The sequence below is a fragment of the Fodinibius sp. GM21 genome, assembly GCF_058386955.1.
Genome location: NZ_JBYEIQ010000002.1, coordinates 235,785 through 248,552, shown reverse-complemented (window position 1 = coordinate 248,552; position 12,768 = coordinate 235,785). Strand labels below are relative to the sequence as shown.

Here is a 12,768-nt window from a genome sequence, read left to right as displayed (position 1 = left end):
CCCGCCATGCATCCTAATCATATTCCCTTGCTTAAGATGGCCCTCGACTATCTTGGTGACCACCCGCAGCCCTACGGGCGCTATGCCAAACGCATTAAATCACAACTGGCACTGATGCAGTCTTATGGGCGCCCGATTACGATACAGGATTGGACACGCATGGCTAAACTACTTTCTGAAGAAGCGATAAGCAGGGATATAGGAGCCGAACGCATTGCAAAAACGATATATCCCCTTGTGGATGGATTAGGGCAACACGCAACTACGCTCTGCTATATCCCTGCCCCTTTCGCTTGCCAACAGCTGCTACGCTTTACTGGTATGAAGGTAAGCAATCAAATAAAGACGCTCCTCACCGAAGTTATTATCGAGCTGCAGAAACTAGTCACCTCCAACGGACCCAAATCTTAGTTAACAGCTATGCCAACCATTACCCAACAACCCGTCACGAGCCTTCGGGATAATATCTACAAGGAATTGGATACTGCCGGAATAACGACCATCACGCGCTCCCGTCAATTTGCGGGCGTGCTTATCAGCTTGGGCGATCTTGACCCGAAACTGGCGAAGCGGCTCGGTGATGTAACAACGCGCAATCCTGAACATGGCCTGCAACTTCTGCTTGACTATATAACCTACCGCTCTTGAGCAGCCATTATCCTCATATCACCCCTTCCCGTAACGCAGTCACTACCGACGGTTTAGTGATGAGCAATAAGGCGGCAGCAAATCCCCCACAAGGTGATGCTGCCGCCCCTATTTTTTCCCGCCGTCGAAGATACCCTGGAATCGATGGCGTCCTCGAACTAGCTTCCAGGCTCGTAACCAAATATACTGGCCGGGATGATATCCGCAGCCTTGCCTTAAAAATCACTCGTAGGGTTCCCAAGAATATTAGCACCGGCCTTCCTGACCTACGAAATGTAGATCAGATTGCAAATTTTATCTACAAGTGGATGACCCGCAATATCAACTACGTTCGGGATCCCTGGAACATTGAACGCATTCAATCTCCGGATGTCACACTTCGCCAAAAGGCCGGAGACTGCGACGATCACGCGATACTGTCGGCAGCCCTGCTGCAAAGCCTGGGCATTCAAACCGGATTTCGCATTGTAAGCCGGTCGGGACGAAACTACGATCATATCTACACCGTCTTTCGCTCCCCTGATGGATGGAAATCTTTTGATACGACTGTCGCCAAATATCCAGGATTCGCCTTTGACGAAACCCTCATCAAAAAATCCAAGCACCTGCCGAACCGGATGCCGGACGGATTAGGTATTGACCCGATTACCCTGACCGCTGCTGCAACGACAGCTCTGCAAACAGGCGTCACTATGAAAAGCATGTTTTCAAAATGGTTTGGCGCGAAGGATAAAGACGAGCGTATCCAGCGCGGGCAGTGGCGAGACTATCTGATGGCCCGAGGGGTCCGCTCGGATGTCATTTCGTTTTCCCAAAAGGATAACGCGGTCCTCCAGCAGTATGCTATGGTTATCCAGGAACATGGCCAACCGGCCGTTGATTACCTGAATAGGTACGGAAGCCTGGATGGCAGTTTCCTGGCCAGCCAACAAGAATCCCGAAACAAAAAATGGCTCCTGTACGGCGGACTCTCGGCCGGGCTTTTGACGCTTGGCGGAATCAGCTACTGGACCCTTAACCACTCCTGACCTGAACTTATGAGTAGTGCTTACTTACAACCTATAGCGATAACAAACGACGATGATCAGTTGATCATACCTAATAGCCTACGAAGTGGCTTAGGTGGCTGGGAAGAAGATGATCCCTGCCGGTATGCCAACCAAAGCTGTAAAGGCAAGATGTTCGGCAAGCTCAAAAGCTGTCGGCGCAAGCGCGAAAAATCGCAGGCCCTCTGCAAGGCCCACGAGCGCAAGCTGGCTGAAAAGAAGAAAATAGAACAGGAAAAACAGCAACTCATGACAGCCCTACAGCACAACGTCACCGATACCGCTGCCAAACAAGAGACCGCAAGCACGGCCATGATTGCGGGCGCAGCAGTGGGCGGAGTTGCTATTCTGGGAGCTGCCATACTGCTTGTTGCCAAAAAGAAAAAAGCCAACGCTAAATCCACGTAGAGGTACACCTATGAACAGCAGCTCTTTCGATCAAATCGATTTCTTGCAAACTACTCGACCATTTAATTTTACTTCCACCACTTTTCCTACGGCCCCTCCGGAGTCAAAGAAAACCAAGTTTGGCAGCATCCTGAATGACTTGTCCAGCTTTTTGACCACAGCGGCCGATACTGCCGTGACCGTGGACGGGGTTATCAATGGCGGTAAAAATAACTCCAGTGGCAGTGGTCTAACCCCACAGCAACAGATGGCACTCCTGCAAGCCCAAAAATCGAGCGGCCCCAACATGACAAGCATGTTGCTTATTGGCGGCGTCGTTGCCGTAGGGGGAGGACTCATGTACACCTTACTAAAAAAGAAATCGTAATATGATTGAAGCCACTTATCCCGCCCATCCGGTAGGAATTTCTCATTATCTCGATGGTCATATTCCTAACGGGCGCTACCCAAATCCCTCTCGGTCGGAGGAAAAGGTGTACCTGCAACCGACCATCCAGCTGCAGGAAGTCCCAAAAGGGGCAGAGGTTGAAGCCTCTGAGGACCAATCGATCTGCCAGCGGCTCTCCGCCGCCCGACCCTCCGAAGAGCTCCGAAATTGGTTTGACCAACACAGGAAAACCCTGGGATGGATTGCCGGTGGATACGTGGCCTATAGAATCTTAACCAGACGAAGATAACATGACCCAAACCCAATCTGCATATAGTGACAACGGATTAGGATCCGCTGGCATTACAGGCAATATTATCAGCTCTGAGGCTGGCGAAGTTCGCATTATCGGCCGGTATCCCGAGCGCGGAGTGCCCAAAAACGGGGTTCCCTTCTCCGTTGATATCGAAATCGACCGGTACCGCAACTTCTGGAACTCGTTTCTGCTTATCGCATGTCCGGATGCGGTCATCGCGGCCCTCGATCCACAATCCCGAAAGGTACTGGCCATATCCCGAATCCTGACCAGCATGTGGGACGGCTGTCGCGGGCAAACCCGGCTGGTGTTCGGGCGATCTTTTCGTCCGGACCGTAATCACCCGGTCATCTTTGAGCTGCATCCCAGTAATGTTACCGAAGCCAATATCTCCGAGGCTAAACCGCTTGCGGCCTCCAAGGTCATGACGCTAGATCTGGATATTGACCAAGGCCAACAGAGCGGGGTATATGCTCCACCCACCGAACCGTGGTATCAGATTAGCTTGCCCAGTCCCCAAAGCGCATTCAGCGGCGTCAACAATACGCTCACCAAAGTATTATGGCTGGTGGGCATCGGAGCCGGGGCGTATTTCCTTGGCCCGCTTATCCCTGGCCTGAGAGACAGCTTGAAAAACATAGCCAGCCCTGACACCGGCCGAGAGGAACAGAAAAATGCATGAACTCATTGAAGGTCGAGACTATCAAATTGTGGATGACGGTATGGGCAGGCTAAACAGCTACCTGCGCCAAACCGGCACAAATGCGTTTCGCAAAGCCATTAGCCTAGCCGACCGTGCCCTAAGTGGCAAGAAAGGAAAAGCCGCAACTACGGCCATCATCATGGCCGGGCTTACGAACGATAAAGATGGATTAAATAATGTCTACCGCCAGCATGCCGGGGTTATCAACAGGTACTTCGAATATGTGGACCTGCAGGCTGTAAGTGATCTTATCGGTCTTGAAGAGACCGTTGCAAAAAGTAAATCTATGGCCGCACTTAAACAGGCCGGTTTTCTCTCCATGGGCATCGCCATCGGAATAGCCGGTCTCACCTTCATAAACCGCAAACGATCTTCCTAATGACTCTCAAAATAGGTGACAAAGGCCCGCAGGTCATGCACCTGCAATCAGCACTGAAAGCCCTTGGAATTGGGCTCCCCAAATATGGCGTCGACGGGATATTTGGTCCCGAAACACAGCAGGCGGTCAAACAAGCCCAGCACAAATTGGGACTACAACCGAATGGAATTGTCGATGGGATACTGCTTACCAAGCTCGGTATTAGCCAACAGTCTTTACAAGTACCACGAAGCGCTCCCACTGTAAAAACGCGTATTCTCGTATTAGGGACTATCGCCATTATTGGAATTGGAATCGCAATCAAAAAAACTAGACGAACCTGATATGGAATCAATGACTGCCCAGCAGCTTTCTAAACTTAATATCAAAGGCATTACCATTGCCCAACCCTACGGGCGACTGCTCGGCGAGCCCGAGAAGAATGCCGTCATTTTTATTTGGGGCGAAAAAGGTGCCGGTAAATCCACCATGAGTCTGGGATTGGCCGACGCCTTGGCCGAGCACGGGCGCATCGAATATATCCCCGCCGAAGAGCATTTTGGCAAAACCCTGGTCGACCGTGTGAAGCGACTCGGAGCCACCCACCGGAACCTGAACTTCACCAAGTGGAAATCCATTCAGGCGCTCAAAGAATTCCTGCTCAAGAACCGGTCCTTCGCCTGCATCCTGGATTCGATTTCCGTGATTGATGCCAATGCCAAGGAAACCGTGGAGCTGGCCCAGTGGTGTCGCGAAAACGGAATCATGTTTGTCATGGTCTCCCATGCCACCAAGGACGGGCAGTACAAAGGCAACACCAGCATCGCCCACGAATGCGACATTGAAATTAAGGTCACTAAAGAAGGCGGAGCCGAAACCGAAAAGAACCGCTACCGGGAGCTGACCGCCATTGCCGTACCATTTACGGCCGCCGACCGAGACGTTTCTCCAAAAATTAAGCCAGCGAAAAAACAAACTACGGACAACCGCGAGAACCCCGTTGATACCCCTTTTAAAATCACCTTAAAAGAGCTGGACAAACTCCACAAAATTCGCTCCTGGAAACGCATCAACTCCATGTTTGGCAGCAAAATGCCTTGCTACGCCCCTCGGCATTCCGGGGAATCCGAAAACGCCCACCTGTCGATCCGGTACACCGCTGACTATCCCAAAAAGCGATATGTCTTGGACCTGCTGCTGGACGGCCACCTCCAGTACCAGGCCTGTACCGAAGGTTCTAGCGGTGGTTTAAAGGCGTGTTGGAAAAAACTGATTAGCAAATATGGCGACCTGGAAGTACGCATATTCAAACAAGATCATGCCAAGGTCGTTTTGGGCGCTAAAGAATATAAGCGACAGGAACGAGCGTTTGCCAAGAAGAATAAGAAATCTTCTGCAAATGAGGCGCCAACGCCGAAGGTAAAACAGAAGCCTGCTAGCAAAGATAAACCCGCTACAGTCACCCAGCCCGCCGACACTTCTACAACCGAAAAACCGGTAAAGAAAGATACCGGCTCGGCTGCGGAAACACAGCAGCCTATCGACATTGAAGCCGCCAAACAAAGCCAGGCCAAACTGGATGCCTTCTTAACCAAAATACTGGGCTAGCCCGATGCGAGACAATCCGACTGTTACTCCTTTTGACGACATTACAACCGATGATTACCCCGGCATATTTGGTGATTTCGATGGCGACGGGATTCCCAACGCCGACGATCCCAACCCGCAGCTGGCCGGTGATACTGATACCGTCGAAGAAGTCAAACTCACCGAGGAAATCAAACAGCTAATTGCACTACGTGGCGACTACCAGCAGGCCTTGGACCAAGTAATAGAAAAGCTCACCGGCTTGCAACCGAAAGCCACAATAAAAGGACGGGTTAAATCTCCGTACTCAGTGATCAACAAATTGCGTCGAAAGCGTATCAAGGGAGATATCAAGCAGGCTGGCGCTGGCGAACACTACATGCAAGGCTTGACCGATATGGCTGGATGTATGATCGTGTTGGCCGACCAAGCTGAGCTTGATCAAGTAACCCGAAAAATTGCTTCAGGAGCTGTTGGAGAAGTATTTGAACATGAAGATAAATACGCCGAACCCGTCGGTGGCTATCGGGCGCATCACTTCATCGTAATGGCTGGCACCGCCGGTGATATTCCGGTCGAGGTTCAGGTGAGAACCCAGCGTATGGCGCAAATCGCTAATGCGGCTCACAAGCCTTATAAATCCAATACACTTAACACCACACGAATGCAGCACCTAACCGATTTGGCCTGGCAAGCAGACCAGGGAAATAAGGAGGCCGCAAAGGTAATCGATAATCTTCTGGGCAGCCCCACAAAATTGAACCAACAGCTGGCTACCCGCAACAATCCTTCCAGCGAGCTGCAGGTGCTCCGGGAATCCTTCACTGAAACGGTGAAGAAATTAGCACTGGCTTTTTCATTAGATAAATTTCCAATAGAACATCGCGATCAGGCCTTAGACCTGTTTCGCGAGCATGGGAATATTATTGGCGTCGACTTTGACCTAATCTTTGAAGATGCCACAAGTGAGGACCTAACAACTAAAATTGAAGACGACCAATCATACCAAGCCTCCGAAGATCGCGCGGGAGAAACCGAATATGGAAGCGATTTTTCTGACCTTACCTTGAAAAATTACGATCCGATCAAATTATCCAAGTCCGAGCGTCGTCGGGCCAATGAAGCAGCTCTTGCCGTCTTGGAAAAGGAAGATCGCGCTATCACTGAATCCGACCTGGACACCCTTCGCCGATATACTGGAGCTGGTGGATTGGGGTACGGGGAGGATCGCACCGGCACCGAGCGCGGGCTACTCAACGAGCATTACACCTCCTACCCGTTGATACAGCTAATTTGGGATAAACTCCATGCTATGGGTGTGGACGGTGGCAACATATTAGAGCCCGGCTCAGGCATTGGAAATTTTGCGGGATTTCTGCCTAATACCGACAGCTATCGTATGTTGATGGTTGAGCGGTCTGCAGTGAGCGCTCGTATTGCTCGGCTCCTATACCCTAACCAGTTAGTTAAACACCAAAACTTTGCTGAGACCGATCTATCGCTATACAATCTTACCGGCGCCATAGGCAATGTCCCCTTTGGAGATATAAAAATTCATACCCAGCGCGACCCGCTGGCTCACCTAAATCCGCGCATCCACGACTACTTTATCTTGAAGTCTCTGGAGGCTCTTCAGCCCGGCGGTTTTATGGCGGTGATCACCTCGGTCGGTACGATGGACAAAAAAGATCCAGCCATCCGACAGGCTATGGTCCAACGCGCCCGATTTGTGGGCGCCTACCGGTTGCCCTCGACCGCTTTTAAAGATAATGCCGATACCCTTGTGACCACGGATCTGCTCCTGTTTCAGAAGTATCCTGACTTTGACGGGGAGCAGCACCCTGATGTCACTAGTGAACTCAATCGATTGTTTGCCCACCAGGAGCTCGCCGTCAGCATCACCGAACATAACGGCGAATCCTACGGGGCCTACTATAATCCCTACTACCAAAAGTATCCCCAACAAGTATTAGGTGAGCATATTCAAGGCCACGACATGCAGTTTCTCACTCGCATGGGCGTAAAAGGCAAAGTCGATAATAAGCTTACCGACCGGGTGGTGAAAGATGGCCTTCAGTTTCCCTACGAGCTCCCAATCCCAATGGAATTCTACCGCATCCCCGATGAGGGAGTCCGGTTGAATACAGCAAGAGATTATCACGCCGGGAATATCATTCACCATGATGGGAAATTCTATGAAAAACAGCGCCACTATTTTAAACCTATTGCTGTAGGAAGCAAGGACAAAGCAGGCGAAGGGTTGCGCGAAAAAATCGCCTCGGCTTGCCAGATGCTCGACACCTATGATGATTTCGTGACGGCGCTGGCCCAAGACAGCGAGCAAAAACAGCCACTGCGCCAGGAGTTTAAGCATCTCCTTGCCACCCATATCGATGCCTACGGCATTCCAGACGAAGATGAAGACATCCGCGAGATATTCCGCTACGACAACCGGTTGTACAAACTGACGACCTTTGTTAAGCGTGATCCGATCAGCGAGGAGCTGGTCTATGCCGATATTATCGATGCCGACTCGATGTTTAATCAAAACTACGTGCCAGCGGTTTCCGACTCCGATGACCTGGCCGAAATTGCTATGTATGGTCGATCCATCGGTGAAGAGCTTTCGCTTGATTTCTACCAGTCAACCTACAAAGGCGGTACGGCCAGTCGGACCGAGCTCACCGAAGCTATCGAGGACCATCCAGATTTCTTTTATAACCCCGAGTCTAATGGCTACGAATTCCGCTACCAATATCTGGCCGGAAATGTTCGGCAGAAATTGCAGATAGCCGAAGACAACCAGCTGGAGAAAAATACCGAGGCCCTGAAGACGGTTCTCCCTGAGTGGATTGACGCCTACAGCATTACCGTCGATCCGCGCCACATTTTCACCTACTTGCCAACGAAAGTGCTTACCCAGTGGATAAAAGATGAGCTGGGTTACCGGGACGTACACATTGGACTCGTCAAAGACAAAGCCGACCTCGGCAATCGCTTCTATATGAAACTCCGCAAAGCGGGGCGGTATGTGGCCAGCGGCGGGGAAACCCAAGATGACTGGAACCAGGGTTGGGGACAGACGCCCTTCAGCAAAATTATCAACAACTATATTCAGGATTCAAGTTTCCCTCTGGTTTTCTATGATGAGGATGACAACGTCATACCCAATATGACCCTGAAATATGCCGAACAGAAAGGGCTTGTAGCTCTTATCGAGCGGTCCCGCGCCAAACAACGCACCCATAATGACCAGATGCTCACGCGCGTTCCCCAAAAGTTCAACCAGTGGGTGCGCACCAAAGCCTCCACGGAAATTCGCGAGCTGATCGAGCAGGCCTACAACCATGAGTATAATGCTCATATCAACCCGCAATTTGACGGGGCCACCCTTCGCGTTCGTGGCATGTCGGACACCTTCTATGGGGTCAAAGGTTTTACGGTGTATAAGCATAACCGAGCGGTGGCCGAAAAGTTAGTCTGGAACGGACGCGGGGCCAACTGCCATGACGTAGGCGCCGGAAAGACGCTAGCCTCTATTATTACCTCGCAGGTGCTGGCCCAGCAGGGTGCCTGCCGAAAACCGCTGTTTGTCGTACCCGGAAAAGTGCAGGAAAAATGGGTCGAAGAATATTCCATGCTATTCCCCGATGCGAAAATCCTAAATATGAAGATGGCAGGGAAAGACCGCCATAAGGAACTGACCATGGCCCAACTCTACAACTGGGATGCGATCTTTATTGCCGACCACGCCTTCAAGAGCCTGCCGCTCTCTCCATCGGTGCAGCAGCAAATGTACTCGGAGCGTGTAGAGTATTTTGATCAGATGATCGAAAACTTTGACGCGCTTATCGAAGAAGACGATGCGCTCAGCTCCACGGCCAAAAAGTCGATGGTGACGCGCCTGGAGAAGATGAAAGAAGAGTGGGAGGCCAAGCTCCGCAACGTGGCCAGTGCCCAGCGCCTGGATACCGACATCTTTTTTGATGAGCTGGGCGTGGATGCCCTATTCTTTGACGAGGCCCACTTCTACAAAAATGCCCTGGGCAGCGCGAAAGCCGCTAAACTGGGCATCGCCGCAAATAAACCCTCTCAACGAGCCGAAGACGCCCTCCAAAAAACGAAGTGGCTGTTTTCAAAAGTGGGTTACCGAAACGTGTTTGTGCTTACCGCTACGCCGGTGGTGAATTCCCCGGTGGAGGTTTGGCACATGCTCAACCTCTGCGCCCCGGACCTGTTGGAGAAATATCAGATTGCCAACCTAGACAACTTTATCAATCAGTTTGTCCGCGAGGAAGAAAAGATCGTCAAAAAGACCAACGGAGAGTACCGAACCGAGCGCGTGGTGGCTGGTTATTACAACCTGCCTGAAATGCGGGCCATTATCGATGAAGTCATGGACATCAAAAGCTATGATCAGCTGGTTGGCTTCTATGAGAAATTCCCGGACTACCTTCGAGATAAATCAGGCGAAATTGTAACCGATAACGAGGGCAATTATCAAGGGCTAAAACCGAAATTCAAGCGCCCCGAAGCCGAAACCAAGCAGCAGGTCATTGAGCCCAGCGAAATTCACAAGCTGCTCTTTGACGATATTATTCTCCGGGCCGATAACATCCTGGACTGCATGCGCCAGCGCGGATGCCAAACCAAAGACAATTTTCTGGTTATTACCGGCGATGGCAGCAAAATTGCGACCGACCTCCGCGTCTATGACAGCAGCTTTTCCGGCGTGGATGGCAAGTTCCTAAAGCTCGGAGCCCTGGTGGATAACGTTGCCGAAAGTTATGCTACCCGCGCAAATCCTGCTCCAAGCAGGGTACCCGAGAGCATCTATGGCGATTTCTTTTCCAAAGTAACTGCCGTAAGAGAAAATCCGAATCCATACCAAGGCCAGTCCCGCCACAATCTTATTAAGGAGCTAAAAGCTCTGGGTCACTTTGAGGAGATCGCCCAAGAAATCCAGGCCACCGAAGGCGATCTGCACGCAGTACCCGTTGGCAAGCAGTTCTTGCTGAATAAAATCGAAAAACAGCGCAAGAAGCTCTCCGATGGATCGGACTCGATGGAAGAAACCTTTGACCGAGCGGTGATGATTGTTCAGGCCCTTTATAGCGGGCGCAAGAATCCGGCGACTCCTGTATTCCGTAATCAAATCATCTTCTGCGATTGGATCTCCGTGGAAGGCCAAAAAGGCGGTAGCTATCATCAGCTGATAAAAGAGGAGCTGGCCGAAGCAGGTATTCCAGCTAAGGAAATAGCCATAATTAACGGCTCCATTATTGGCACCGGCCCCAAAGGGGATGACTATTTCGTCTCCTCCTCCGATGATAAAGAAGCGCTCAAAAAACAGGTGCAGGATGATTTTAACTTGGGCAAATACCGCGTGCTTATCGGCAACCAGTCTATCGCCGAAGGGATGAACCTGCAAAAATGGACCACTGACCTGCATCACATGGACGTGCCCTATACCCCTTCGCAAATTCAGCAGCGCAACGGGCGCGGGCTACGGCAGGGCAACCAACACGGAAAAGTGAACATCCACTTTTACCTGATGAAGGATTCGTTTGATCAGTACCGCCTGGAGCTGGTCAGCAAGAAGCAAAGCTGGATTGACGAACTGTTCTTTGGAGACGGACGGGAAACCTCTGCCGACTCCGAGGGAGAATCCCTGGAATACGAGCAAATGGTAGCTGCTACCAACTCCGACCCACGAGTCAAAGAATTTTTCCAGTCCAAAGCCCAAACAAAAGTCCTGAAAAGCCGTATTGAGTCGCTGCTCAGTGAGACACAGCGCCTGGAGTCTTCCCTGGGGCAAGCAAGCGGGGACGTAACCAAACGCTCCGAGCGTATGGAATCTGCTATTGCCCGTGAGCAATCCCTTATTGATTCGGATCTTCCGGCCTCAGGGGCCGAGGCCTTGGAGCAAGAGCTTATACGAGTGGGCTGGCTGGATTACAGCGGGGAAGTTGGGACCATTGAAAATAACCTGTCTTCCGACGGCAAGCGCATTCCCCGGTTCCGCCACGAGCTTACGCTTGAAGTACCAAAAAATAATGCAAACGGGCGGGTGCTGTTTAGTCTTATCCCAGACCCCAACGCTCCAAACCGAAGCTTTTATAACAAGATCAAATGGAGCTCCATCAAGCAGATGGCCAGCCAGCAGCTGGGGGATGCCTTCGGTTGGAGCATGGACGAGCCGGTGCAGTCGGGCCGAAGCCTGGCCGGTAACAAGGGTAATATCATTGCCGATGAGACAGATTTTTACGCCTATTACGAAGTAGATATCGAAGCCGAAAAACAGGCTACAAACCCAGACGGGGCGGAAGTGACCTTTGATCACATAAAACAGAAGCTGGGCATGTACAAAACCCAACGCTGGCTGCCCATCATTAAAAACAAACTGGCCGACCTATTCTTGGCCCTCGAAAAAGGATGGCAACAGTCCGCCCAGGCCCGTATCGAACAGATCACCGCCGAGCTGGCCCGCTCGAAGAAAACTCTAAAGGAACTGGAGAATACCCACGAGCAAACCCGAACCGAGCTTGCCCGGGCTCAGGCCAACCTGAAATCCAACCAAGAAACGGTCACCCGCCTGCAAGATGTAGTCAACGAGCTGGTTAAAACCAAATTCACCGACCGCGCGGAGCTCTATGAAGAACTCAATCGCATAGCGCCCACCTATGGAATAAAAGGGACTGTTCGTGTACGTGAGGTCGGTATTTATCGCGACACGCCAGAACCTGACAATATCCGTCCCAACAGATCAGCACCCGGAAAGAACAGGGCGCTTCCCAGACCGCTCAAAACCTTATACGAGGAACCCCTGGCGTATGCTGGAACCGTGGGCGAACTGGAATTCATCGACACCAAAGGGTTTATGCAGCGCATTCTTTCAGAGAATCAGGATCTGGCGATGATCATCGACGGGGAGGGCACGACGCTTTTTGCCTTTCCTACACACCGGATGAAGTTACTAAAAGGAGCCTTTGAAAATGATCAGGCCGAACAGATGTATGAGGAGTTCCACCACTTCCCTGCCGACGGATATGATTACGAGCTATTCCCTCCAACTGATGCCGAACTTGTTTCCATCGGCCACGCTGAGCGCATCATGTACGGCAGCGACAAGGTGATATACTCCGGGGACAAGAAAGGTGAGAACCACCAGTACTATCACTTTTTCGATGACGGTAAGCGCCCAATCTTCCAATATGGAGACGTGTATATCATAACCAACCTAAATATCGACGGACGAGGAATTCTCAACTAATCCCTTAATACCATTCCCATGACCCAACGAATATTTGCAAAAAATCCAACCCACTTGGATAT

11 protein-coding genes are annotated in these 12,768 nt (G+C 51.2%); all 11 read left to right on the top strand.

What is annotated here, in order from left to right; translation table 11 throughout:
• Positions 1-6 precede the first annotated feature (6 nt).
• Genes ACT3IB_RS04970 through ACT3IB_RS04920 form a run of 11 tightly spaced genes read left to right on the top strand, consistent with a single transcriptional unit; the run spans position 7 to position 12,706 of the window.
• Positions 7-411 (top strand): hypothetical protein, encoded by a 405-nt coding sequence (locus ACT3IB_RS04970; protein ID WP_491537902.1) that lies wholly within the window; start codon positions 7-9, stop codon positions 409-411.
• A gap of 9 nt (positions 412-420) precedes the next feature.
• The gene (locus ACT3IB_RS04965; RefSeq protein WP_310681598.1) at positions 421-648 is read left to right on the top strand and encodes a hypothetical protein; all 228 of its coding nucleotides are present in this window, start codon (positions 421-423) and stop codon (positions 646-648) included.
• Positions 645-1,676, top strand: coding sequence for a transglutaminase-like domain-containing protein (locus tag ACT3IB_RS04960; RefSeq protein WP_491537901.1), 1,032 nt, complete (start codon positions 645-647; stop codon positions 1,674-1,676). Before ACT3IB_RS04965 ends, ACT3IB_RS04960 begins: the two co-directional genes overlap by 4 nt.
• A gap of 9 nt (positions 1,677-1,685) precedes the next feature.
• Positions 1,686-2,102: a hypothetical protein gene (locus tag ACT3IB_RS04955; RefSeq protein WP_491537900.1), complete on the top strand. Its 417-nt coding sequence runs from the start codon at positions 1,686-1,688 to the stop codon at positions 2,100-2,102.
• 10 nt (positions 2,103-2,112) lie between these two features.
• Positions 2,113-2,469 (top strand): hypothetical protein, encoded by a 357-nt coding sequence (locus tag ACT3IB_RS04950; RefSeq protein ID WP_491537899.1) that lies wholly within the window; start codon positions 2,113-2,115, stop codon positions 2,467-2,469.
• Position 2,470: 1 nt separating this feature from the next.
• Positions 2,471-2,779, top strand: a complete 309-nt coding sequence (locus ACT3IB_RS04945; RefSeq protein ID WP_491537898.1) for a hypothetical protein — start codon at positions 2,471-2,473, stop codon at positions 2,777-2,779.
• A 1-nt stretch (position 2,780) separates the two neighbouring features.
• Positions 2,781-3,467 (top strand): hypothetical protein, encoded by a 687-nt coding sequence (locus tag ACT3IB_RS04940; protein WP_491537897.1) that lies wholly within the window; start codon positions 2,781-2,783, stop codon positions 3,465-3,467.
• Positions 3,460-3,867, top strand: coding sequence for a hypothetical protein (locus ACT3IB_RS04935; RefSeq protein WP_491537896.1), 408 nt, complete (start codon positions 3,460-3,462; stop codon positions 3,865-3,867). The genes ACT3IB_RS04940 and ACT3IB_RS04935 overlap by 8 nt, the downstream gene beginning before the upstream one ends.
• The gene (locus tag ACT3IB_RS04930; protein WP_491537895.1) at positions 3,867-4,190 is read left to right on the top strand and encodes a peptidoglycan-binding domain-containing protein; all 324 of its coding nucleotides are present in this window, start codon (positions 3,867-3,869) and stop codon (positions 4,188-4,190) included. The genes ACT3IB_RS04935 and ACT3IB_RS04930 overlap by 1 nt, the downstream gene beginning before the upstream one ends.
• A gap of 1 nt (position 4,191) precedes the next feature.
• Positions 4,192-5,454 (top strand): P-loop NTPase family protein, encoded by a 1,263-nt coding sequence (locus ACT3IB_RS04925; RefSeq protein WP_491537894.1) that lies wholly within the window; start codon positions 4,192-4,194, stop codon positions 5,452-5,454.
• A gap of 4 nt (positions 5,455-5,458) precedes the next feature.
• Positions 5,459-12,706 carry a helicase-like domain-containing protein gene (locus ACT3IB_RS04920; protein WP_491537893.1) on the top strand — a complete coding sequence of 2,416 codons (7,248 nt, stop codon included), beginning with the start codon at positions 5,459-5,461 and terminating at the stop codon, positions 12,704-12,706.
• The last annotated feature ends 62 nt before the right edge of the window (positions 12,707-12,768 follow it).